Annotated in this window: 26 protein-coding genes; 17 read left to right on the top strand and 9 right to left on the bottom strand. The window is 34.8% G+C overall.

Going from position 1 to position 24886, the window contains the following annotated elements:
- A complete protein-coding gene (htpX, locus tag CIGNP103_RS03410; RefSeq protein WP_086268585.1) occupies positions 1–864 on the top strand; it encodes a zinc metalloprotease HtpX in 864 nt (287 codons plus the stop codon).
- A 71-nt stretch (positions 865–935) separates the two neighbouring features.
- Positions 936–1460, top strand: a complete 525-nt coding sequence (locus CIGNP103_RS03405; RefSeq protein ID WP_141082228.1) for a hypothetical protein — start codon at positions 936–938, stop codon at positions 1458–1460.
- A gap of 16 nt (positions 1461–1476) precedes the next feature.
- Here the strand turns inward: CIGNP103_RS03405 and CIGNP103_RS03400 are convergent, their stop codons facing one another.
- A complete protein-coding gene (locus tag CIGNP103_RS03400; RefSeq protein WP_086225963.1) occupies positions 1477–2871 on the bottom strand; it encodes an anaerobic C4-dicarboxylate transporter in 1395 nt (464 codons plus the stop codon).
- A 136-nt stretch (positions 2872–3007) separates the two neighbouring features.
- Here CIGNP103_RS03400 and CIGNP103_RS03395 point away from each other — a divergent pair, with 136 nt between their 5' ends.
- The 4 genes from CIGNP103_RS03395 to ung all read left to right on the top strand — a co-directional run bounded on the left by CIGNP103_RS03395 (position 3008) and on the right by ung (position 5373).
- Positions 3008–3973, top strand: coding sequence for a putative transporter (locus CIGNP103_RS03395; RefSeq protein ID WP_086241608.1), 966 nt, complete (start codon positions 3008–3010; stop codon positions 3971–3973).
- A gap of 65 nt (positions 3974–4038) precedes the next feature.
- Positions 4039–4230, top strand: a complete 192-nt coding sequence (gene rpmI / locus CIGNP103_RS03390; protein ID WP_086225205.1) for a 50S ribosomal protein L35 — start codon at positions 4039–4041, stop codon at positions 4228–4230.
- 81 nt (positions 4231–4311) lie between these two features.
- Complete coding sequence (gene rplT / locus CIGNP103_RS03385) at positions 4312–4665, top strand: 50S ribosomal protein L20 (RefSeq protein ID WP_086225204.1); 354 nt, start codon at positions 4312–4314, stop codon at positions 4663–4665.
- Positions 4666–4695: 30 nt separating this feature from the next.
- Entirely contained in the window at positions 4696–5373 is a 678-nt protein-coding gene (ung, locus tag CIGNP103_RS03380) for a uracil-DNA glycosylase (protein WP_086252268.1), read from the top strand.
- Positions 5374–5903: 530 nt separating this feature from the next.
- Here ung and CIGNP103_RS03375 read toward each other — a convergent pair.
- The 6 genes from CIGNP103_RS03375 to CIGNP103_RS03350 form a co-directional block, all read right to left on the bottom strand.
- A complete protein-coding gene (locus tag CIGNP103_RS03375; protein ID WP_086241611.1) occupies positions 5904–7247 on the bottom strand; it encodes an anaerobic C4-dicarboxylate transporter in 1344 nt (447 codons plus the stop codon).
- A 65-nt stretch (positions 7248–7312) separates the two neighbouring features.
- Positions 7313–8719, bottom strand: a complete 1407-nt coding sequence (gene aspA, locus CIGNP103_RS03370) for an aspartate ammonia-lyase (protein ID WP_086268583.1) — start codon at positions 8717–8719, stop codon at positions 7313–7315.
- A gap of 276 nt (positions 8720–8995) precedes the next feature.
- Positions 8996–10000, bottom strand: coding sequence for an AI-2E family transporter (locus CIGNP103_RS03365; RefSeq protein ID WP_236844757.1), 1005 nt, complete (start codon positions 9998–10000; stop codon positions 8996–8998).
- 23 nt (positions 10001–10023) lie between these two features.
- Positions 10024–10458 carry a molybdopterin synthase catalytic subunit gene (locus CIGNP103_RS03360; protein ID WP_086225198.1) on the bottom strand — a complete coding sequence of 145 codons (435 nt, stop codon included), beginning with the start codon at positions 10456–10458 and terminating at the stop codon, positions 10024–10026.
- Between the two features lies 1 nt (position 10459).
- Positions 10460–10681, bottom strand: a complete 222-nt coding sequence (locus tag CIGNP103_RS03355; RefSeq protein ID WP_086229665.1) for a MoaD/ThiS family protein — start codon at positions 10679–10681, stop codon at positions 10460–10462.
- 9 nt (positions 10682–10690) lie between these two features.
- Complete coding sequence (locus CIGNP103_RS03350; RefSeq protein ID WP_086241628.1) at positions 10691–12001, bottom strand: NFACT RNA binding domain-containing protein; 1311 nt, start codon at positions 11999–12001, stop codon at positions 10691–10693.
- Between the two features lie 62 nt (positions 12002–12063).
- Here CIGNP103_RS03350 and leuC point away from each other — a divergent pair, with 62 nt between their 5' ends.
- The 3 genes from leuC to CIGNP103_RS03335 are packed head-to-tail and all read left to right on the top strand — an operon-like array spanning position 12064 to position 14901.
- Positions 12064–13329 (top strand): 3-isopropylmalate dehydratase large subunit, encoded by a 1266-nt coding sequence (leuC, locus tag CIGNP103_RS03345; RefSeq protein WP_086268582.1) that lies wholly within the window; start codon positions 12064–12066, stop codon positions 13327–13329.
- Entirely contained in the window at positions 13329–13868 is a 540-nt protein-coding gene (locus tag CIGNP103_RS03340) for a molybdenum cofactor guanylyltransferase (protein WP_086234834.1), read from the top strand. Before leuC ends, CIGNP103_RS03340 begins: the two co-directional genes overlap by 1 nt.
- Positions 13849–14901 carry a phospholipase A gene (locus CIGNP103_RS03335; RefSeq protein ID WP_086234835.1) on the top strand — a complete coding sequence of 351 codons (1053 nt, stop codon included), beginning with the start codon at positions 13849–13851 and terminating at the stop codon, positions 14899–14901. The genes CIGNP103_RS03340 and CIGNP103_RS03335 overlap by 20 nt, the downstream gene beginning before the upstream one ends.
- Before the next feature lie 254 nt (positions 14902–15155).
- Here CIGNP103_RS03335 and fliI read toward each other — a convergent pair whose 3' ends face one another.
- Both fliI and folE read right to left on the bottom strand, forming a co-directional pair.
- The gene (gene fliI, locus CIGNP103_RS03330) at positions 15156–16466 is read right to left on the bottom strand and encodes a flagellar protein export ATPase FliI (RefSeq protein WP_086234836.1); all 1311 of its coding nucleotides are present in this window, start codon (positions 16464–16466) and stop codon (positions 15156–15158) included.
- Complete coding sequence (gene folE, locus CIGNP103_RS03325) at positions 16463–17050, bottom strand: GTP cyclohydrolase I FolE (RefSeq protein WP_086225192.1); 588 nt, start codon at positions 17048–17050, stop codon at positions 16463–16465. The genes fliI and folE overlap by 4 nt, the downstream gene beginning before the upstream one ends.
- Positions 17051–17181: 131 nt before the next feature.
- Between folE and tig the strand changes: the two genes are divergently transcribed.
- The 8 genes from tig to CIGNP103_RS03285 are packed head-to-tail and all read left to right on the top strand — an operon-like array spanning position 17182 to position 24851.
- Positions 17182–18480: a trigger factor gene (tig, locus tag CIGNP103_RS03320; protein ID WP_086268581.1), complete on the top strand. Its 1299-nt coding sequence runs from the start codon at positions 17182–17184 to the stop codon at positions 18478–18480.
- Complete coding sequence (gene clpP, locus CIGNP103_RS03315) at positions 18477–19061, top strand: ATP-dependent Clp endopeptidase proteolytic subunit ClpP (protein ID WP_179186976.1); 585 nt, start codon at positions 18477–18479, stop codon at positions 19059–19061. The genes tig and clpP overlap by 4 nt, the downstream gene beginning before the upstream one ends.
- A gap of 16 nt (positions 19062–19077) precedes the next feature.
- Positions 19078–20124 (top strand): GGDEF domain-containing protein, encoded by a 1047-nt coding sequence (locus CIGNP103_RS03310; RefSeq protein ID WP_086225189.1) that lies wholly within the window; start codon positions 19078–19080, stop codon positions 20122–20124.
- Between the two features lies 1 nt (position 20125).
- Positions 20126–20644, top strand: a complete 519-nt coding sequence (gene def, locus CIGNP103_RS03305; protein WP_086225188.1) for a peptide deformylase — start codon at positions 20126–20128, stop codon at positions 20642–20644.
- Entirely contained in the window at positions 20641–22155 is a 1515-nt protein-coding gene (locus CIGNP103_RS03300) for a YifB family Mg chelatase-like AAA ATPase (protein ID WP_086268580.1), read from the top strand. Before def ends, CIGNP103_RS03300 begins: the two co-directional genes overlap by 4 nt.
- A complete protein-coding gene (locus CIGNP103_RS03295) occupies positions 22152–23558 on the top strand; it encodes an NAD(P)H-hydrate dehydratase (RefSeq protein WP_086268579.1) in 1407 nt (468 codons plus the stop codon). The genes CIGNP103_RS03300 and CIGNP103_RS03295 overlap by 4 nt, the downstream gene beginning before the upstream one ends.
- On the top strand, positions 23549–24133 hold the full coding sequence (gene purN / locus CIGNP103_RS03290; protein WP_086241615.1) for a phosphoribosylglycinamide formyltransferase: 585 nt from the start codon (positions 23549–23551) through the stop codon (positions 24131–24133). The genes CIGNP103_RS03295 and purN overlap by 10 nt, the downstream gene beginning before the upstream one ends.
- Positions 24126–24851 (top strand): TerC family protein, encoded by a 726-nt coding sequence (locus CIGNP103_RS03285; RefSeq protein ID WP_086234841.1) that lies wholly within the window; start codon positions 24126–24128, stop codon positions 24849–24851. The genes purN and CIGNP103_RS03285 overlap by 8 nt, the downstream gene beginning before the upstream one ends.
- Positions 24852–24886: the final 35 nt, after the last annotated feature.

Below are 24886 nucleotides of genomic sequence, written 5' to 3'. Positions count from 1 at the left end.
ATGGAGATTTTTAAGACTGTATTTTTTATGGTAGCTCTTATGTTACTTTTTGTTGTTGTTGGTGGTATGATAGGCGGAGTTGGTGGGATGATGATAGCATTTTGTATCGCTGTAGCTATGAATTTTTTCAGCTATTTTTATAGTGATAAGCTGATTTTAAGGCACTATAACGCCCATGAAATCGAGCCATCTAATGAGCTTTATAGTATCACTAGAAATTTATGTTATAAAGCAAATTTATCAATGCCAAAACTCTATATAATCAACGATCCAATCCCAAACGCATTTGCCACTGGTCGTAACCCAAACAACTCAGCCGTAGCGCTAACTACGGGATTGCTAGATACATTAAATATAGATGAGGTATCAGCAGTTATCGCTCACGAGCTAGGCCACATAAGGCACTATGATATCTTAACAGGCTCTATCGCCGCTATCTTTGCTGGGGCGATTGCTATTTTGGCGAATTTCGCTCAATTTGATGCCATGCTAGGAAGCAATCAAAACCGCCAAAATCCCATTTTGATGATTGCACTAGCCATCATAATGCCGCTAGCTGCTACCATAATCCAGATGAGCATATCACGCTCAAGGGAGTTTGAAGCAGATAGATTTTCAGCTTCGATAACTAGCGCTAATGACCTAGCAAATGCTCTATTGAAATTAGAGAGTAGCAATCAGCGTGGTGTAGTGAAAAATGCTAATGAACAAACCGCTCATATGTTTATTATAAGTCCATTTAGTGGCGGTATCGCAAGTGGGATATCTAATCTCTTTCGCACTCATCCTACAACCAAGCAAAGAGTGGAGAGACTAAGAGAGTTAAGCTATCAAAACCCGGCTAAAATGTATTTTAATAGCTGATGGAGAATTTAGAAAAAGAGCGAAAATCTATAAGATATAAGCTCATTTGGATCTTGATTTTAGCGGCTTTTGTGGATTTTGTAATTACTTTGGTGCTTTGGTTTTTTGATCCTTTTTTGGCTTTAATCGGTGGATTTTTAGCCGGTCTTTGGATATATTTTTGGTTTAAATTTAAATTTTTTGCTGAATTTGAGCTAGGTTTAAAAGAGAGGCTAAGAGATGAGCTAATCAAAGAATTAGGCTTAAATCAGCCAAATTTATCTCGTATTAATAGCCATTTTAATGGCGATGTTAGTGAGTTTGGACTATTTAGCTTAAATGGTTTTGATGTGCGTGATATCTGTGTGAAAAATAGCGATGAAATTATATTTTATGGTCTTTTAATCAGTGGTAAAATCAGCAAAAATATAGAGATTAATGAGAATTTGCTGGGATTTAAAAGCTCATATTTTATCCAAGATGGTTATTTGAGTTTATATATTTACACAGACTCTGATACTATAATTGCGAATTTAAAAACACCTTTAAATATCAGCTACAAAAGCGCTAAAGAGAATGTAAAAAATATTATAAAGATCATAGATCAGCTAGGTTGATCCTAGCTGATTTGGATTATAGATATCCTGCAAAAGTAGTAAAGATATAACCAAATACACAAGATACAAATACTCCAAGCAAGCCTGGAATGATGAAACTATGGTTGATTACATATTTGCCTATTTTGGTTGTGCCTGAGCGGTCAAATTGTATCGTAGCAAGGTCGCTTGGATATGTAGGAAGGATATAATATCCATAACAAGCCGGAGCAAACGCCACGATAATAGCTGGATCAACCCCGATACCCAAAGCCAATGGCACAAACGCCGCCAAAGCCGCAGCTTGTGAATTTACAAATTTAGATATCAAAAGTAGCATAATAGCATAGGTCCATGGATATAGCTGAACGATACCACCTAATGATTCTTTAAGCATCGGAGTATGAACGCTAAACATTGTATTAGCCATCCAAGATATACCAAATACCGCTACAATAGCTATCATACCAGATCTAAAGATTGCGTTTTGAGCGATTTCTCCTGCTTTTACCTTAGTTACTATTATAAGGATTGCGCCAGTAATTAGCATAAATATTTGAATTACAGATACCATACTCATCGGCTTCATCACGCCTTTGCCATTATCAAATGCAGGGCGAAGCTCAGGGAAGGCACCAAGGATAGCCACAATAGCGATCGCACCTAAGAATATCCACATAGCAACCCACTCTATCGTAGGGAGTTTGACATCTAAAAGTGTTTTAGAGTCGCCATAGACATATTTTTTAAATTCAGGGTCATTGTGAATTTTAGTTTGGAACTCTTCATCTTTATCTAGATCTTTACCTCTAAACCAGCTATAAATCCCAACGGCTAAAACACCTATCAAGGTTGATGGCACAGTGATCGCAAGTAAATTCAAATATCCATCAAAGCCCTCTAAATGCTTAACACCAGGAGCTAATAACATAGCAGTCAAAGATACCACCGCCACGCTCACAGGACTTGCGATGATACCCATTTGCGAACTAACCGAAGCTGCGGCCATAGGTCGCTCTGGGCGAATTCCATTTTTGATAGCGATATCATAGATAATTGGCATCATTGTATAAACCACATGTCCAGTTCCACATAGAATTGTTAAAAACGCAGTTACAAATGGGGCTAGGATTGTTAAGAATTTAGGATTTCTCCTTAGGATTCTTTCAGCAATTTGAAGCATTACATCAAGACCGCCACTAGCAAGTAAGGTCGCACTAGCTACAACCACGCATAAAATAGTAAAAATAACATCAATAGCCGGTTTGCCAGGAGCCACATCAAAACCAAATGTAAGCACGAACATGCCAACACCGCCAAGCAAGCCAAGAGCTATACCGCCCTTTCTAGCACCATAAAATAGACAAATCAAAACAACCAAAAGCTGAATAGCAAATTGTTTGCCATCGCTTAATTGTGTTAAAAACTCCATCTATTCTCCTTTCTTTGTAATAAATTTAAAAGCAATTTTATCTTTTAAAAAATTATATCTGACTTAAATTTTTATGCGTAAATTTAAAATTAAAAATTATTTTGTATAATCGAGCTATTTTATCTAAGGCAAATATATGTTTTCAAGCTTTTTTGAGAGTAAAAAATGGGCTTTTTGGGCTTATGGTGGGCTTTTTGTGATTATTGTATCTTTGATTTTTCAAACTAGATTAAATGTAGCGATTAATGATTGGTATAAAGATTTTTACGATATTATGCAAAATGTCAAAGATCATAGTGTGGATGAATTTTGGGAGCAAATTTATAGATTTTTATTAATTGCGATGCCTTATGTGATTATCGCTACTATTACGACATTTTTTGCTAGCCATTGGGTTTTTAGGTGGCGAGAGGCTATGACTTTTGGCTATCTAAATAGATGGAGAGAGTGTAAGCATGATATAGAAGGCTCTAGTCAAAGGATACAAGAAGATGTTTATAGATTTGCTAAGATTACTGAAACTTTGGGCTTACAGATATTAAAAGCTATAATGATATTAATAGCATTTATCCCAGTTTTATGGGGACTTAGCAGTGGAGTGGATCTACCATATTTAAAAGAAATTCCCGGCTCATTAGTTTGGATAGCCTTAGCTGTTAGCGTAGGTGGGCTTATAATATCTTGGTTTGTAGGTATAAAGCTACCAAAGTTAGAATACAATATCCAAAAGAGCGAAGCGGCTTTTAGAAAAGAGCTAGTTTATGCTGAAGATGATAAGGTAAATTATGCGAGTTTTGAGAGTGTATTAGGGCTATTTACTGGGCTTAGATTTAACTATTATAGGCTATTTTTACACTATGGATATTTCAATGTTTGGCTGATTTCATTTTCGCAATTTATGGTTATTGTGCCATTTATAATTATGGGAAATGGGCTATTTAGCGGAGTTATAACGCTTGGAGTGTTGATCCAAGTTAGCAACGCATTTGACCAAGTTCGCAGTAGTTTTAGCGTATTTATAGATAATTGGACGACAATTACAGAGCTTAGAAGCATACATAAAAGGCTTGATGAATTTGAGAAAAATATTAAATTTGGCTAGTTTTATATAGTTTTAAATTCAAATTTGATATAATCCGAGCTTATCTTAAAGTAAAGGAAAAGCGTATGCCAAAGATGAAATCTGTTCGTGGTGCAGCTAAACGCTTTAAAGTTGGCAAAAATAAGATAAAAAGAGGCTCCGCATTTAGAAGCCATATCTTAACCAAAATGTCACCTAAGCGCAAAAGAGACCTAAGACAATCTCAATATGTAGATAGCACAAATGTCTCAGCTGTGAAAAAAATGCTTTGTATATGAGTTTTTGACAATTTAAGTCATTCTAACCTCCCTTTTATGGGGCAAGTTCCAAATTTGGACGCCAATTTGTAAAGGATAAATATGGCAAGAGTTAAAACTGGTGTTGTAAGACGCCGCAGACACAAAAAAGTTCTAAAACTAGCTCGTGGTTTTTATAGTGCTAGACATAAACATTTTAGAAAAGCTAAAGAGCAGTTAGAAAGAAGTTTAGTATATGCGTATCGTGATAGACGCGCTAAAAAGCGTGATTTCCGTAGATTATGGATCATCCGCATTAATGCAGCGTGTAGATTAAACGATATTAGCTACTCAAGATTTATAAATGGTCTTAAAAAAGCAAACATCGAATTAGATAGAAAAGTTTTGGCAAACCTAGCTATGAATGATGCAGCGGCATTTGCTAGCATTGTAGCAGAGGTTAAAAAAGCTTTATAATATTTGCCTAGCTTTTGCTAGGCTACTTTTATGTATTCAAATTTAATATCATATCTAGATCCAGAGTGGCAAGAGCTTTTAAAAGATGAGCTAAATAGCCAAAATTTCGCTAATATAATTAAATTTTTAAACTCACAAACTGCTGTAATCTACCCACCAAAAGAGCTTATTTTTAATGCATTTAATTTATGCAAACCAAGTGATTTAAAGGTTATAATTATTGGTCAAGATCCATATCATAATGCTGGTGAAGCGATGGGATTAGCCTTTAGCACCCCAAATAATATAAAAACACCACCAAGTTTGAAAAATATATTTAAAGAGCTTTTTGATGATTTAGATTGCGATATATTTACTAGTAGAAGCAGTGATTTAACTAGCTGGGCAAATCAAGGTGTTTTGCTTTTAAACACTGCCCTAACAGTAGAACAAAATCGCCCTGCTTCGCACTCTAAAATTGGCTGGCAAATCTTTACTGCTGGTGTTATTCGTGTTATAAATGCTAAATTTGACCACTGCGTATTTATGCTTTGGGGTAATCATGCTAAAAATCTTGCTTCGCTTATCGATTCAAATCATCATATGATTTTAAAAGCTGCACATCCTAGCCCGCTTGCTCGTGGTGCGTTTTTTGGCTCACGGCATTTTAGTCAGTGCAATGCTTATTTGTTATCCCATGGCAAAGCCTTAATTGACTGGCTTAGCTAATAAAAATCTTTAGTTAAAAAGCTATTAATGTGCTTTGTAGTATTGGATATTATGTCTAATTTGCATTAGTTCATTTTCATCGATTTTTTCACCCATTTCCTTTAGAATGCTTAGCTTTAAATTTTGTAACATATATTGTTTTAAATCTTCAATATTTAAGCTTTTTGGATTGAAATTGATGCGATTATTTTTCAAATCATCATAGGTATAAATCGGAATAATGCCTTTAATAGCAGAAAAACGATTAATATTCTCTTGGTTTTTTAGCTATTAATACTACAGGAATACCCATCGCAGTGCAAGGCGCAGCACAATGCAAAGCAGATGTAACTATTAATTTTTGCCTTATTTTTATAAGTTTGTAGTAGATCCTCAGTTTTTCTATATAGGTTTTTCCAATCCAAAGATCCATCTACTTCGAAAGAAGCTTCTTGCTGATTAATATGTTATAAAATTTGAATTATTTTATAATTAGTAAAAATAGTTAAAGGAAAATCTACTCCAAGTAGCTACTTGGAGTAGATTAGGTGTTAGATTATAGCAGAAGCGATAAAGCCAAATGCGACAGAAAAAGCAATGGCTAAAACGCCAGGGATTAAGAAAGCATGGTTAAATACATATTTGCCAAGTCTTGTAGAGCCTGTATCGTCCATTTGAACTGCACCAAGAAGTGTAGGATATGTAGGCAATACAAATAGAGCCGAAACAGCAGCAAAAGACGCAACTAGCATATATGCATCGCCTGGATTAGATGCACTGATACCAAGGGCTGCTATAACTACTGGAGTGATCGCCTTAGCGGTTGCTGCTTGAGAGTATAGAAGCATAGCCGCAAAGAAGAATATAACAGCAAGTAGCGATGGAACAGCCTTAACCCAATCACCAGCTAGAGTTTTAATCTCTTCTGTATAGCCACCAACAAATGTATTACCAAGCCACGCTACACCAAGAACACAAACGCACGCTACCATACCTGATTTAAATACGCTTGTATCGGCTACTTTGCCAACTTCAATTTTACAAAAGATTGTAATAAATGTAGCCACACCTAGCATAAAGCTCATAATAGCAGCATCTCTAGGGACAACGACATTTTCTATAAGAACCGGTTTGCCGCCGACTTTTGAGATAGCAGTAGCATATAGAACAACTAGTAAAACACCGATTAAAAAGATAGCAACAGATAGTTTAGCGCCTGGTTTAAGCTCTTTATTTTGAACGCCAGTTGATGGTTTTACTAGACCTTGAGCTAAACGCTCTTTATATACTGGATCTTTGCTTAAATCAAGATTAGCAAATAGTGTAATAATTAAAGCTGTAAGCATACAACCAGCAAATGTAGTTACTAACCATAATCCAATTAGAGTTGGATAGCTCCAACCAAGTGGCTCTAATACGCCTGTCATATAGACGACGGCCGCACTAACTGGGCTAGCAGTAATAGCTATTTGGCTAGATACAACTGCAATTGATAGTGGAGCTGAAGGTTTGATATTTTGCTCTTTAGCAACTTCAACAATAACTGGAATCATAGAAAATGCTGTATGGCCTGTACCTGCTAAAATTGTCAAAAAGTATGTAACAGTTGGAGCTAGGAAGTTGATATATTTAGGATTTGAGCGTAAAATTCTCTCAGCTATTTGAACTAAATAATCAAGCCCGCCAGCAAGTTGCATAGCTGAAATCGCTGCAATAACTGACATAATAATTAAGATAACATCCCAAGGAATAGTTCCTGGTTTCATACCAAGACATAAACCTAGAATAACAACACCGATACCACCGGCGTAACCGATACCGATACCACCGAGGCGAATACCTACAAAGATAGCGCCTAGTAGAACAATGATTTGTAAAATTAATACAAAATCCATAGATTCTCCTTTATTTTGCTTGCTAAGAGGATCAACTCTTAGCAAATTTTAAAACGAAATTTAGATTATTTATTTTCGCCCATATGTGGGTTAAGCATATTAGCAGGTGTTAAGATTTTATCAATCTCTTCTTTGGTTAGATAGCCACGCTCTAAGCAGATATCTGCTACGCTTTTACCTGTTTGTAGGGCTTCTTTGGCTATGCTAGCTGATTTTTCGTAGCCGATATATGGGTTGAAAGCTGTAACAATACCAATAGAGTTATAGACAAAATCGCTACAAATTTTTTCATTAGCTGTGATTCCATCTATACATTTGTCAGCTAGAGTTTTCATGGCTTTTTCAAGCATGATAATTGAGTTAAATAGGCTATATGCTACAACTGGTTCAAAGACATTTAATTGTAATTGGCCGCCTTCGCAAGCGAATGTAACAGTAACATCAGAGCCGATTACAGAGTAACAAACTTGATTTACCACTTCAGGGATTACAGGATTTACCTTGCCTGGCATGATAGAGCTACCTGGTTGCATTTTTGGTAAATTTATCTCATTTAAGCCACATTTTGGCCCTGAGCTTAGAAGTCTTAAGTCATTACAAACTTTTGATAATTTAGTAGATACCCTTTTTAAAACACCAGAAATTTGGACATATACGCCTGTATCTTGTGTAGCTTCTATCAAGTCTTCGGCTACTTTATACTCATGGCCTGTAACTTCTCTTAATTTTTTCTCTACTACTTTTGGATAATCTGGGTGAGAGTTGATACCTGTACCGATAGCAGTACCACCTAAATTTACTTCTAATACAAGTTTTCTAACTTCTAGAATTCTCTCGATATCTTCGCCTATCATTACGGCAAATGTTTTAAATTCACGGCCTAAAGTCATAGGCACCGCATCTTGAAGTTGAGTTCTACCCATTTTTAATACATTTTTAAATTCTTCAGCTTTTCTCTCATAAGCTTTTTTAAGGTATCCCATAGCTGTGGCTAAATCTGTCAAATAGTCGTGAAGTGCTAGGTGAAGTGCTGTTGGATAAGCGTCATTGGTGCTTTGGCTTAAGTTTACATGGTCATTTGGATGAAGGAATTGATATTCACCTTTTTTATGACCTAAATGCTCTAAAGCGATATTGGCTATAACTTCGTTTGCGTTCATGTTGGTTGAAGTACCAGCACCACCTTGGATCATATCTACTACAAATTGATCATAGTATCCACCAGCTAGAATTTTGTCGCAAGCTGCGATGATAGCACCTTCTTTTTCTTGATCCAAAAGACCTAATTCTCGGTTTGCCATTGCGGCTGCTTTTTTAACTCTTGTGATAGCGCGTACAAATCTAGGGAAGTTTTTTAGTCTGTCGTGAGATATGTTGAAGTTTTCAACGGCTCTAAATGTTTGGACGCCGTAATAAACATCATCGCTAATTTCTAATTCACCGATAAAATCGTGTTCTTTTCTTGTTCCCATTTTTATCTCCTTTGATAAATATTTCAATTGAGATTCTATTACCTTATTACTTAATATATTTTGAAAATTTCAAAAAAGACCTCCAAATGTCGAATTTACGGGGATTAAAATTTGGCGATTATGGATTTTTGGGCTTTTAAAAGAGTATTATTTTTTTTTAAAATATTATATTATAATTGATGTTTAATTTTATTTTAATTTGATTTATATTGAAATTTAGTCCCAAAAAATGAGAATTTGGGACTTGTTAAGTAAGATCTTGTTTAAATTTATAGCTTATTTTACTTTATTGCTTAGCAAGATTGAGATAAATTTAGTATTTGGATTTGCATCTAGAGCAATTTTTATACTCATTGTTAGTGGTACAGCTAAAAACATCCCGCCAATGCCAAAAACAAACCCCCAAAATAGTAAGCTTAAAATCACTACTAGCGTAGAAATACCAAGTCCTTTGCCAAGAAATCTAGGCTCGATAAAGTTCCCAATAGCGATATTTACAACCAAATATATTAAAGTAAGCCACAAGGTTGCACTTAAATCATTCACAGCTAAACTAACTAAAATAGCAGGAACTGCTGCAATAATAGATCCTATTGTGGGGATATAGTTTAAAATACAAGCCAAAATCGCCCAAAGAGAGGCGTGTGGTACATCAAAAAATATTAAAAATCCCCAGACAATCACTCCTGTAGCAATTGATGAAACGGTTTTAATAGCTAGGTAATGTTTTAAATTTGATATAAATGTACTAGCAATATCTAAAGCTATAGGATTTTTGGAGGCAAAGTACTCGACCTTGTCTTTAAAAATCTGCGCTTCAAATAAAATAAATGCTAAAAGCAAAAATACTAAAAAAGATTGCGTAACTATCCCGCCTGTTTGAACTAATAAATTTGAAGTAGTTGCTAAGAGCTTGTCTATATTTATAAAGCTTAATATATTATTACTTATATCGATATTTGCGTTAGTTTTTAAATATATTACTAGATTATCCATAAATATATCAATTTTAGCTTTATAAAGCGGCAAATCAGCACTAAAACCTAATAAAGCCGTAGCAATAACATTACCTAAAACCCAAAGTCCACTACCGCAAATACCAATTAAAATGATAAATGCAAAAAAGCGATTAATATGCACTTTACTCATCAATTCAAGAGCTGGAAAAGCAATAATTGCTATAAAAACTGCGAGTAAAAATGGCACTACAATCGAACTAGCTAGGCTTAGCCCACCAATAATAATTACAAAACTAGCAATTGCTACTAGATTATATCTCAAATTTATTCCTTATAATATTGATTTTATGCTAAAATTCCAGCATTTTGAAGTTTTTGACTTCGTTTAAGAGCATAAATTCGCTCATTGTTAATTAAATCATACTTCCAAATTGGTGCATTTGCCTTAAAATCTTCAACAAATTCATTTATTAGTTTAAGTGCTACTTTTCTTTGTGGGCTACAAACTCCAGCTATAAAGCTGCTTTCATGCACTGCTACATCTCCCCTACTATGTGCCATTAAGATTATAGCATTTTGCGATTTTGCTCTTTCTTGCCACTTATTAAACCACGCTTTTAAAATCGGTTCATATAGATCAAAACTAAGCCCACTTATACCGCCCTCATCTCTTACCACGCCTACAAAACTCATAATAGCTCCATAATTTTTAAGCTTATTATCGCTATACCATCGGCTAGTTATTTCATTTGCGTCTAGATTGCCATCATAAATTTCCATCTTAACCTCCACAAACTGGTGGTAAAATACAGATTCTATCACCATCATTTAGCTTAGTATTTATATCACTTGCAATTTCATCATTGATTGCTACAGCGCATAATTCTAGCCATTTTGATGCTTGTTCATTTTGGGCTAAAATTTCCTTAAGCTCTTTTAAGTTTGCAACTTCAAGCTCCATTGCATCAAGTCCAATTGGTCCTAAAAACTCCACTTTTATCATATTTTTCCTTTAAATTTTAATAACTATAGTTTTATAATTTACATAATTTACAAAGGCACCATTTTGGATTTTTACATTTTGTCTTTTAGTATAATCAACCTCATAGCTACCGCTAGATTTAGTGCTAAATTGAACACAAAGCTTGGCCGCAAATAGCGTAATTTCCTCGTTTAAATTTAGCTTATTAGATTTAACAATAACATGTGTGCTAGCCCTATCTTTTAAATGAAACCAAAAATCATCTTTTTTGGCATTTTTTAGCAAAAACTCATTTCCTTTTTGACTTTTACCAAGGCTGATTTTATATCCATTGATATAGAAATTTTCTACCAAATCGTTAAATTTAGCTTCGCTTTTTTGTCCTTGCTTTTTAGGAGATAAAATCTCAATTTCATTTGCATCACAGCTTGTGTTTATAGCATTTTTAAGAGAGTTTAGAAATTCTAATTTTGTTAGCAAATTTTCTTTTTGAATCTCTATATTTTGTGCTTTTTGTCTTAATTTTTTACTAAATTTAAACATCTCATTTGCTGCAATTTTTGGCGAAGAATCAATAGTAATTTGAATAATATTGCCACTATAATCCATAAGCTTTAAATCTCTATCATAATCATTTAAATTATGCAAATTTGCAATTATTAAATTTGCTTTTTGGTTTAGCTCATTTGCCCTATTATTAAGCTCATAGCTTGTTTGGAGTGTATTTAAATTTGAGTTTAAAATCTCAATTTTTTTATTGATATTTGCTATCTTGTTTGCTTTGATCTGCTCTAAATTTTTTAAAGAAATTTTGGCAAATTCATCTTGAAAATACTCATCAAAATTCTCTATAATTTGGCTTGGTTTTTCTTTTATCTCTATCTCTTCAAGCAAGGTTAAAATCTTACCAACTTTTATACTTCTTGTAGAATTATCAAAATGATGTAAAGCCTCTAAGATTACTCCATTTTCATCGCAGATAATCGCATTAGTAAATCGCCCAGTAAACTCCAAATATAGCGTACTAACAAGCTCTTTATATGAACCTAAAAAAGATGCTTTAATAGCTAAAATTCTATTATTAGGTAAAGTTTTTATACTTAAAATTTTAGCCGAGTTTAGACGCTTTTTAAGCAAAATATCAAATGGAGCCTTATACTCTTTAATTTGAATTTGATCGCTTTTATATATAGCTGAAGATGTTTTATTTAGATCAAATATCAGCTCATAATCACCATCAAATCTAATAGCAATCATCAAATCACCGATTCTTTTGATAGATGAAATTTTACGAAATTTAGACAAAAATTCTGAGATTTGGGTTAAAATTTTGTATTTCATAAGCACGATTATACCAAAAATTTGCTACAATGTAGCCCAAATTTGGTTAAAAAAGGAAGTGTATGAAGCAGACAATAACTGAGAAAATTTTTAGCGAGCATGTAGGCAAAAAAGTAAGCGCTGGTCAAATCGTAGAGAGCAACATTGATATGGTAATTGGAAATGATATTACTACACCAATTTCTATCAAAGCTTTTAAAGAAAGTGGAGCTAAAAAACTAGCCAATCCAAATGGTTTTGCTATTGTGATGGATCACTATATCCCAGCAAAAGATATAATGAGTGCCAATCAAGCTAAAATAAGCAGAGATTTTGCTTATGAGCATGATTTACCAAATTTCTTTGATGAAAAAGATATGGGTATTGAGCATGCGCTAATGCCTGAAAAAGGTCTAGTAGTTCCAGGTGATGTTATCATTGGAGCTGACTCTCATACCTGTACGCATGGCGCTATTGGTGCATTTAGTACTGGTATGGGAAGTACTGATTTAGCATATGCAATGATAACAGGTAAAAACTGGTTTAAAGTGCCACCAACGATAAAAGTTGAATTTGTAGGCAAACCAGGTGATCATATCTATGGAAAGGATTTAATCTTAGAAGTTATTAGAATGATTGGCGTTGATGGTGCGCTTTATAAGGCACTTGAATTTACTGGTGATGCTATGGCGTATCTAGATATGGATAGTAGATTTAGCCTTTGCAATATGGCTATTGAAGCAGGCGGCAAAAGCGGCATAATCGCAGTTGACGATATCACAAAAGAATTTTTGAGCAAAGTAAATTTAAGAAGCGAGCCAAAACTTCATTATAGCGATGAAGGTGCAAACTATGACCAAATAATCACAATCGATGTTAGTAAACTTGAACCAGTAATTGCATATCCATATCTTCCAAGCAATGGTAAAAGCGTAAGTCAAGCTGTAAAAGATGATATTAAGATCGATCAAGCGTTTATTGGAAGTTGTACCAATGGTAGATTAAGCGATTTAAGAATAGCAGCTCAAATTTTAAAAGGCAAAAGAGTAGCTAAACATACAAGACTTATCATCACTCCAGCTACTCAAAAAATAGCCTTACAAGCACAAAAAGAGGGCTTAATGGATATATTTGTAGAAGCTGGTGCAGTAGTAAGCAATCCAACTTGTGGTGCATGTCTTGGTGGATATATGGGAATTTTAGGCGCTGGGGAGAGATGTATCAGCACAACAAACCGTAACTTTGTAGGCAGAATGGGCGATCGTACAAGTGAAGTTTATCTAGCAAATTCAGCTGTCTCTGCAGCAAGTGCAATTGCTGGTAAAATCGTAGATCCAAGAGATATCTAATGCAAAATGCGTTGATACTAGCTGGTGGCAAAAGCTCTAGAATGGGTACTGATAAGACTTTGCTAGAGTTTTGTGGGGCGCCTAGTATCACGCATTTTTTATTTGAGCGTTTAAGCAAGCATTTTGATAATGTAAAGGTTGCAAGCAAACAGGAAAAATTTAATCCAAAATTGCCACTTTTAATAGATGAATTTAGCGAATTTGCTCCAATTTATGTCATTGCAAATTTAGATAAATATTATAATGATCCAGTCTTTATAATAGCAGCAGATACTCCATTTGTTGAGATTGATACTATTAAAGAACTATCAAAACAAAAGTCTCAAATAGCCATAGCAAGCGATGATGAGTTTATGCATTATCTATGTGGATTTTACTCTCCAAGTGTGGCTAAGTTAGCAAGACAAATGATAAAAAATGGCGATTTACGCCTAGCAAATTTAGCAAAAATTTGCGAGTGCGAGAGTATTAAATTTGGGAATCTGAAGCAGTTTTTTAATATAAACACTAAAGCCGATTATGAAGAAGCTAATATTTAGCATTTTTTTATTTTATGGCGGATTTATTAGCGGTTTTGCTGATGAATTTAGAGGCGAAATTGATGAGTTAGTAGCTAATTTTAGTGCTATAGAGCTTTATCAAAAAGCAGTAGAATTTGAAAAATCTAGCAATTTTAAACAGGCTTTAAAATATTACAAACTCTCAGCTCAAAAGTCGCTTAAAAAATCTAGTGATTTATCTTTACAATCAGTATCTAATTTAGAGCAGAGTTTAAAATCTGAGCTAATTTTAAGCCCTAAGATAAATTTACCCCCTCAAACTAATAAGCAATCAAATTCAAAATCTAAAATCAATAAAAATAATCAAAATTCACAAGAAAATGAACTATTTTGGGGAATTACGGCATACCAAAATAACTACTTTTTACCTATTTCATATTCAAGCTACAAAGGCACTCATAAAGATATTACCAGTGAGTTTTCTATCAGTCTTAAAAAACTCATAGCTAGTGATATAATTGGACTTAATGAGGATTACTATTTTGCTTACACTCAGCTTTCATGGTGGGATATTTATGCTGATTCTTCGCCATTTTATGAAAATAATTATCAACCAGAAATTTATACTCAAATACCAGTTGATTTTTATAATTTTAATCATATTCGCCTTGGATTTTTACATGATTCAAATGGCAAAAGTGAGCTAGAATCTCGCTCGTGGAATCGTATCTATAGCTCGTTTGAGTTGGATTTTGGCAAGTTAAGTTTAACTCCACGGCTTTGGCTTAGGTTACCTGATAATGAAGATGACAATCCAGCTATTGTTAAATACAATGGAATTATTGATTTAACTGCATATTATAAGCTGCCTAGCGGCTCATTTATCCAAAGCATTTTTAGTAATAATCTACGCTTTGATAAGGAAAATAAAAGCTCATTTGAGTTACGATATCTGCATTATATTGGGGATGGATTTTATATTTATTTAAGCGGATTTAGCGGTTATGGATATGAGTTGGTGTATTATAATAAGTATCAAAATCGCATTGGAATTGGTATTGCGTTTAGATAAGTTTTGATTTGCAATATATTAAAATGGTTTAAAATTAAATTAATAGTTAGTCGTAAATTATCTTTGCAAGAAAAATAACTAAAAATAAAAAAGCACAATATAAAGAGCGATAAAAAAGAGATTGAAGTCTTCATTAATATCTATAAAAGATAGATGGCATTAAATTAATAACACTCCCAACTACTTTAGCGGTTGGGAATGTTACTTAAATAGATATTACTTGCTAAATTTATAATTCAAACAAAATCAAGCTCTTACACTCCTGCGATTTTAGCAAGTGCTTGGATAGTTTGAGTAAATTGGACATTCTCATCGGGATTTTGTTTCATAAAATCCTCCATCGCAGCTTTTTTGCTTATAGCATAATCTAACTCGTTATCTACACCTTTTTGGTAGGCGCCAATTCGGATTAATACCTCATTTTCTTTTAACATCGAAAAGAGTCGTTTAAATTTACTCGCATTTTGTCTATGCTCTTTAGTAATTACATCGTTCATAACACGGCTAGCTGAGTTTAAAATATTAATTGGAGGATATATCCCAAAGTCTGTTAGCTCTCTACTTAGTACGATGTGACCATCTAGTATAGAACGGCTTTGATCAGCTATTGGATCGCTCATATCATCGCCCTCGACTAAAACTGTAAAAAATGCTGTAATTGAACCTTTACCATCCTCTTTACCAGCTCTCTCCATTAGCTGCGGAAGGAGCGTAAGAGCGCTTGGTGGATATCCTTTTGAAGTTGGTGGCTCGCCTAAAGCTAGTCCGATTTCACGCTGGGCCATAGCAAAGCGTGTTACGCTATCCATCATAAATAGCACATCTTGCCCTCTATCTTTAAAATACTCTGCAACACTCATAGCGCAAAAGGCGCCATATTTTCGCATTAGCGAACTATCATCGCTAGTGGCTACTACTATTACTGTGTTAGTCAGGTCTCCGCCTAGATTTTTTTGGATAAATTCAGGCACCTCACGCCCACGCTCACCAATGAGCGCAATGACTTTGATTGGAGCTGTAGTATTTTTTACTATCATTCCCATTAGAGTGGATTTCCCAACTCCTGAACCAGCAAATATTCCAAGTTTTTGACCCTTTCCACAAGTTAGCAATCCATCAATGCTCTTAACACCAACACTAAAACATTCATCGATTAACCCACGTTTCATAGCTGGGATTGGCGGACGCATTATAGAGATTAGTTCCATACAGTTAATTGGCCCTTTATCGTCTTTTGGATTCATAAATGGATCAACTACACGTCCTAGTAAAGCCTCTCCTACTGGAATGCTCATCCCTTGATCGCTTGCATAGACTCTATCGCCAACCTTAAATCCTTCAACAAAGCCAAATGGGCTAACGCAAGCACCATTTTGATGGAGTTCTGTTACCATTCCTAGTTCAGTTTTATCGCTGTCGATACTAGTTATTTTTACTATATCGCCAATGCTTGGACGCAGACCAGATATCTCGATATTATTGGCATTAATGCGAGTTATTATGCCAAAGACGCTAGAGAGATTTACTTTTTTAGCGAGGCGATTTTTGATATTGTTTAGGCTCAAAATTTAACCGATTTTGGTGAATTTATTAGATCAAAGAACTCTTTGCGAGTCTCTGGATTTTTTATAAATGAACCACGAAGTGCCGAAGTTGTAGTGACTGAATTGATTTTTTCAACGCCTCGCATCTCCATGCACATATGTCTAGCCTCTAGTACAACTCCAACACCTTTTGGATTAATCGCTTCTTGCAAGGCCTGTGCTATTTGTTCAGTCATCTGTTCTTGAATTTGTAATCTTCTAGCGTATATATTTACCATTCTTGGGATTTTGCTTAGCCCTACGACCTTTCCATCTGGAATGTAGGCTACATGTGCTCTACCGATTATAGGCAAAAGATGATGCTCACAAATACTATAAAACTCAATATCTTTGATTAAAACCATCTCATTATTGCTACTTTCAAACATCGCATCGCCTAGGATATCTAAAGGGCTTTGGCTATAGCCTTGAGTGATGAATTCATAGGCTTTTGCGACTCTTTTTGGAGTGTTTAGTAATCCATCTCTATTTGGGTCTTCACCCATGATTTCAAGCATCTTTTTTACGCAGTCTTGAAATTCAGTCATTCTGTTTTTATCAAACATAATTCACCTTAAAAAAATTTTGTATAATTTTACAATAATTTGACTTGAGAGCAAATAAATTTAGCAATTTATACTTAAATAAAGCAAAATTTTGCTATATTATGCGCCAAATTTTTGTCAAAAGGAAAATAATGGAAGTTAATGCTAAACTTACAAATTCAGTAAATGTTACTGCGACAACAACTCTAACAGCAGATGAGATAAAACAAAAAGTAGAAAAATTAGCACAAAAAGCAGCTAAAAATGTAAAAATTGATGGATTTCGCCCTGGTAAAGTGCCAGTAGCTGAAGTTATCAAAAGATATGGTAAAGACTTAGAAAATGATGCTCGTGGCGAACTTTATAGAGAATTTATAAGCGAATCTGTAAAATTAGTAGAGAGATCAAACTCAGATATAATTTCTGAACCAAGAGTTCTTAAATTTGATGAAAAAGATGGTAATATAGATATTGAAGTTGAAATTTCATTCCGTCCAACTGTAGATGTATCAGGATATGAAGCACTTATCCCAAGCTTTGATGAGCCAAAAGCAGAAAAAAGTGAGATAGACGCTAAAATCAATGAATTTTTAAATATGATGGCTCCACTTGAAAAAGTAGAAAAAGATAGTTTAGAAAAAGGCGACTTTGCTAAATTTGATTTTGAAGGCTTTGTAGATGGTGTTGCATTTGATGGCGGCAAAGCTGTGGGATATGTGCTTGAGATTGGTAGCGGTCAGTTTATTCCAGGATTTGAAGATGGAATGGTTGGATTAAAAGTTGGTGAAGAAAAAGATATAAATGTAACATTCCCAGCTGAGTATGGCGCAGCACATTTAGCAGGCAAAGCCGCAGTATTTAAGGTAAAACTACATGAAATCCAAGGTAAAAAAATTGGGCAATTAGATGCTGAGGCTCTCAAAAAAGTTCTTCCAAATGAAGAAAATCCAACTAAAGAGATACTAGAAGAGCGTATTAGCAGTCAAATCAAAGCTGAAAAAATGGCTAAATTAGTTGCTGAGGAGCTAAAACCTAAATTCGCCCAATCTGCTGTAGAAAAATTTAGCTTTGATCTACCAAATAACATAGTAGAACAAGAGATTGATATGCAGTTTAGAAATAACTGGATGAGTTTTAGCGATGAAGAACGCAAAAAATTCCAAGAAGACCCAAAAGCATTAGAAGAACAAAGAGCAAAATATAAAGATGATGCGCTAAAAAGTGTTAAACTTACATTTATTATTGATGAGCTAGCTAAAGTTCGCAATATTGCTGTAGCCGATAATGAAATTTTACAAACAATCTATTTTGAGGCTTATAGATATGGAGTAGATCCAAAAGAGCATCTAGAAAACTACAAAAAACAAGGTATGATTCCAGCAATTAAGATGGCATTGGTAGAAGAAAAATTATTTACAGATCTATTTGGCAAAAAAGATGAGAGCAAATAATGATACCTTATGTAATTGAAAATGATGGCAAGGGAGAGAGAAGCTATGATATCTACTCTCGCTTGCTTAAAGACCGTATAGTAATGCTCACTGATGAGATAGAAGATCGTATGGCTAGTGCAATTGTAGCTCAGCTACTATTTTTAGAAGCACAAGATCCAGATAAAGATATCTATCTATACATAAATAGCCCAGGCGGTGTAGTAACTAGCGGTATGAGCATCTATGATACGATGAATTATATCAAGCCTGATGTCTGTACCATCTGCATCGGTCAAGCTGCTAGTATGGGCTCATTTTTGCTAAGTAGTGGGGCAAAAGGCAAGAGATATATTTTGCCAAATGCTAGGGTTATGATTCATCAGCCTCTAGGTGGAGCGCAAGGTCAGGCTACTGATTTAGAGATTAGAACTAAAGAAATTCTAAGAATCAAAGAGAATTTAAATAGTATTTTAGCTAAAAATACAGGCCAAAAACTAGCAAAAGTTGTAAAAGATACAGACAGGGATTACTTTATGAGTGCCCAAGAAGCTGTGGAGTATGGTATTGTTGATACAATTTTGACAAAGAGTTTTAAATAAATTTTAAGGTGTTGAGATGGTTAAATTAGATGAAGATAAAAAAGCAAGGCCAGCTCCTAGACCGGCTGTAGTTAGAACTGGAATTCGCCCAACTGCTATGGGTAGCGATGATGAGAATGTTGATTTAAATAAATTCTCTTCTGCGGTTTTAAAGCAGTTGCTAGCTGAGAATATCCAGCCAACACCTGAAAATTTTGATATATATTTTAGAAAACTTTTAGAAAGTAAGCCTGCAAATTTTCAAAAAAAGGTCTTAGAGCTACTAGATTTTAGCAAAGAAGACAAGCTTGACCGTCAAGCCTTAATAGAAAAAGATATTAAAACTGGCTTTGCCCAGATTCGTTCTATGATGCAGATTATATCGCTTATTTATAAGAATTTAGGCATTATGAAAGGCATAGCTAAAAAGCGCCTAAATGAGATGAGCGCTAGTGCTAATCCGCTTGAAATTCAAGGCAATATCAAGGCTTTTGGTGAGGAGTTGAGTAAGCTAAATATTTTAATGGAGCGCCACATCGGAGCTATTAAAACTAGCTATGAAGAGGTTGATAAAATATTTAAAAATGTTGAAGATAACTCTATTTATGACTCCAAATTTGAAGTTTATAATAAAAAATATTTACTAAAAGTTTTATACGATGAGTTTAATGATGTTAAACGCTATAAATACAATGTAAGCATCATGCTAATTCATGTTAAAGATAGTGTTTTAAACAAAATCCCAAGCCTAAAAGACAAAAACGGAATTTTACGAAATATTGCCAAAATTCTACTTAAAACATCACGCCGAAGCGATATTGTGGCTCACTATGGTGATGGTTGTTTTGCGATGGTGATGAAGCACACAGATCTTGAAAGTGCCAAAAAGGCAGCCCAAAGGATTGCAGAGCTGCTTTATCAAACTACATTTTTTATGGGCGAAGATGAACTAGATATGGATATGGAGCTATCTGTTGGTTCGATTGATCCTGAGAGTAGTATAGAGGAGATTCTATCAGCACTTTTAGATGCATTGCCTCGTAGCGGCAAAGGGTTAAAGTTATTTGAGACTGTAGAGAGCTAATATGGTTTTAGAAATTTTAGAATATCCTGATAAGAGGCTTTTTGAGCGTAGCGTAGAGGTGGATAAATTTGACACTGAACTAGGCGAGTTTTTAGATAATATGTATGATACGATGATTTTTAAAGGCGGAATTGGTTTAGCTGCTATTCAAGTAGGCAGACCAATTCGTGCCTTAATTATCAATCTAGTAAATGAGAATGAAATTCAAGACAAAGGTGATTTGCTCGAAATCATTAATCCTAAATTTATAAAAAAAGATGGGGAACAACTCTATCAAGAAGGCTGTCTGAGCGTGCCTGGATACTACGAAGATGTAAAAAGAGCTGCAAATGTAACACTAGAGTATCAAGATAGATTTGGAGCTAGTCACACACTTGAGGCAGATGGTTTACTAGCTGTTGCCTTGCAGCACGAAAATGATCACTTAGATGGACATCTATTTATAGAGCGAATTGGCTTTAATAAGCGTAAAAAATTTGATAAAGAGTATAAGAAAAAGTCAAAACAAAAACCATTATGAAAGCCCTAAAATGCGCCTGTTTGAACTCAAAGCTACATATAATTGATATAGAATCTACTTTGCTTAGAGCTTTGCCTGGATTTGAGATCGTTGGACTTGCTAGTGTAACTATCAAAGAGTCAGTAACCCGTGTCAAATCAGCTCTTGCAGCTTTGCATGATTTTACTCTTCCAGCGATGAAAATTATCATAAATCTTAGTCCAAGTGATGTTAAAAAAGACGGCTCGCATTTTGATTTGGCTATTGCGCTTTTGGTATTGCTGCAAAAAGAGCGTTTCGATAGTGATTATTTTGTATTTGGCGAGTTAGGTCTTGATGGTAGACTGCGTAGCTCAGCTGAGCTTTTTTCAGTTTTGCTTTTTCTTAGTACGCATGTCAAAAGTGCTAAAATATTACTTCCAAAGGATATTGCGCTTAGAGCTGCAATGATACCAAATTTTGAAGTTTATGCTGTGGAGAATTTGGCACAAGCAAGGGATTTTTTCCTAAATGATGAATTTAAAATTAGTTGCAAAGTCGATGCAACTCATCCAATTTTTGATAATGTCATCGAAATTGCAGGTCGTAAATTTGTTCCAAATTTACATTTTAAGCTCGATTTTATCGATATCAAAGGGCAAGAGCGTGCTAAGCGCGCTAGCATAATTGCAGCAGCTGGAATGCATAATATTTTATTTGAGGGAAGTCCAGGATGTGGAAAGAGTATGAGTGCAAAACGACTACCATATATTATGCCGCCACAAAGCCTAGAAGAGATTTTACTAGCAAGTGCTTATGAGTCATTAAATTCAAATAGTAGTGATTTTAGTGCTATTAGAGCCTTTAGGAGTCCACATCACACAAGCACAAGAAGCTCAATTTTTGGAGGCGGAAGCAGTGCAGCAAAGATTGGCGAAGTCGCATTAGCCAATGGTGGCGTACTATTTTTTGATGAATTTCCTTATTTTGGTAAGCAGATTTTAGAAAGCCTTAGAGAGCCATTAGAAGATTATAAAATTAACATTTCTAGAGTAAATTCAAAGGTTAGCTATGATACGAAATTTCTATTTGTTGCAGCGATGAATCCTTGTCCGTGTGGAAATGCATTTAGTAAAAATAGTGTCTGCACTTGTAGCGATAAAGAGATTGCAAAGTATAAAAATGTTATATCTGGCCCTATATTAGACCGTATTGATATATATTGTGCTATGGGCGAGATTAATGATGGAGATGTGCCAAGTTATAGCTCAAAACAGATGAGCGCAATGGTTTTAAATGCTTTTAAAAATCAGATTGAGCGTGGTCAAAGTGAGCTAAATGGCAAATTATGCGACTTTGATATTGCTAAGTTTTGTACTCTTGAGAATGCAGCAACAGAGATTTTAAGTAAAGCAATTACAAACTATCATCTAAGTCAGCGTGGAATAAATAAAATACTAAAAGTAGCTCGTACGATTGCTGATTTGCGCGATGCTAAATCTATCTCAAAAGCAGATATAATAGAGAGTTTAAGCTATAGGATGAAGAGATGAAAAGACTTTATACTAATACGGCTAAATTTGATAAAAATGCTGTTGATGCATTAGGATTTAGTGAGTTAGTTTTGCAAGAAAATGCTGCTCGTGCGGTAGCAGATTTGGTTCGTAAAGAGTTGAAAATTGGTACTAAAATCTTAGCGCTTTGCGGTAAAGGAAATAACGCAAGCGATGCAATTGCCACACTTAGAATGCTTAGTGGTGAATATGAATGCGGATTGATTTTACTTCAAAAAGAACTTAATCACAATGCTCAAATTCAGCTAAATATCGCTAAAAATGTCGGTGTAAATGTTTTAGATAGTTTAAGTAATTTTAGTGAGTTTGATTGTATCATAGATGGGATTTTTGGTAGTGGGTTTTGCGGAGAGATTGGTGAAAAAATTGCTAAAATTATAAAAATAGCAAATAGCTGTAGCGCTCTTAAAATTGCTGTAGATATACCAAGCGGAATAAGTGAAAATGGAGCCGTAGCAATAAATGGAGCGTTTAGGGCAGATTTTACCGTTTGTATGGGGGCGTTAAAGCTTGGGTTATATGCAGACGCTGCTAAAGATTTAGTAGGGCAGATCGTGCAGGCAAATTTGGGTTTAAATGAGAGCAAATTTAGTTTTGATGATAGCGATTTTTTAGTACTTTTAGATGATTTAATTTTGCCTAGTAGAGATATAGAAAATGTAAATAAAGGCGACTTTGGTCATGCATTTATTGCTTGTGGACAGATGAGCGGAGCAGCGCAGATTGCGGCAAATTCGGCGCTTAGAATGGGGGCTGGTAGAGTAAGTATAGTAAATTTGACTAAAAGTATTCAAGGGCTTAGTAGTTTAAATTTAGATCCACAGATTATGCTTAAAAGCAGTTTTGATGGTGCAGATGCTGTGGCTTTTGGAATGGGGCTTGGTGAAGTTGAGTTTGATTTTATGAATTTACTCAAAAAGCCGTGTGTAGTGGATGCGGATGCATTTTATAAGCCTTGGATTTGTGAATTTGCTAGAAGTAATACAGCTATTTTAACTCCGCACCCAAAGGAGTTTAGCTCATTGCTTAAGATTTGTGAAATAGGCGAATTTGATGTAGGGCAGATCCAAAATAACCGTTTTGAGTTAGCTCGCAAATTTAGCTCTAAATTTCTTGCTACACTTATATTAAAAGGGGCAAATCCAATAATTGCTCAAAATGGCGTGCTCTATATAGCGCCACAGGGCAATGCAAAGTTAGCAGTTGGCGGTAGTGGCGATGCATTGTCCGGAATAATTTTAGCCTATTTAGCAGGTGGATTTAGCCCATTAAATTCGGCTATAAATGGCGTCCTAGCTCATCAAAAATCAGCTCAAATTTATAAGGGTAATAACTATAGCTTTACCCCAAATGATATTATAGAAGGATTAAAATGGTTGTAAAAAATATTGCGGTTTTATTCAGTGGAAGTGGCTCGAATTTGCAAGCCATATTAGAAAGGGTGCATGATAAGGTTTTTAATGGTATTAAAATTAATGTGGCGTTATTGATATGCAATAATCCTAATGCTAAAGGGATTGAGCGTGCTAAGAAATTTGGTCTTGATACTGTGGTTATTAATCATAAAGATTATGCCAGTAGAGAGGAGTTTGATAAAGCAGTAGTTGATGAGATTAATAAACATAGTATTGATTTGACTATTTTAGCTGGATTTATGAGAATTCTTACGCCTATATTTACTGATAATATTAAAGCTATTAATTTACATCCAAGCATATTGCCACTATTTAAAGGAGCGCATGCTATAACAGATAGTTATCATAGCGATATGCAAATAGGTGGAGTAAGTGTACATTGGGTAAGTTCTGAGCTAGATGCTGGAGAGATAATAGCACAAAAGAGCTTCGCTCGCAAAGATAAAACCCTGCAAGAGTGGGAGAAAAAAATTCATAAAATTGAGCATAAATTACTACCAAAAACAATTATAAAAATTCTAACAAAGGATAAAAATGCTTGAGTGGATCTATATGCCTGAGGCGTGGATTAGCTTAATGACGCTAACTGCACTTGAGATAGTTTTGGGTATTGATAATATCATATTTATAGCAATTTTATGTGGCAAATTGCCAAATGAACAAAGAGATCGTGCCAGGGTAGTTGGTCTTGGGCTTGCGATGATAACTAGAATATTATTATTACTTAGCCTATTTTGGATTATGAAGCTTACTACGCCGCTATTTAGCGTGATAGGGCAAGAAATTTCAGGGCGTGATATCGTATTGATTGCTGGTGGGTTGTTTTTGATAGCTAAATCCACTCTTGAATTACATTCACACGCAGTAGGTGAAAATGAAGAACAAAGTATGGCTAGCAAGGCTGGAGCTGGCTTTATGATGATTATTATTCAAATTGCTGTACTTGATATTGTCTTTTCGCTTGATAGCGTGATTACAGCCGTAGGTATGGCCGATCATATAGAGATTATGATATTAGCCGTTATATTAGCAGTTGGTGTGATGTTGCTTGCTAGTGGCGCTATTAGTAGATTTGTGGAGTCCAATCCGACTATTAAAGTTTTAGCTCTTGCGTTTTTGATTTTAATAGGCGTGGCGCTAGTGGGCGAAGGGTTGGAGTTTCATATACCAAAAGGTTATATATATTTTGCTATGGCATTCTCTTTGGTAGTAGAGATGATAAATCTTTATTCAAGAAAAAAGAGAAATAATATTGCTTAAATTTGGAATAATTTTTCAAATTTAAGCTAAATTTA

Source organism: Campylobacter sp. P0103, from assembly GCF_002139545.1.
In the GTDB taxonomy this organism is placed as follows: Bacteria; Campylobacterota; Campylobacteria; order Campylobacterales; family Campylobacteraceae; genus Campylobacter; species Campylobacter devanensis.
This window is presented reverse-complemented; position numbering and strand designations above follow the sequence as displayed.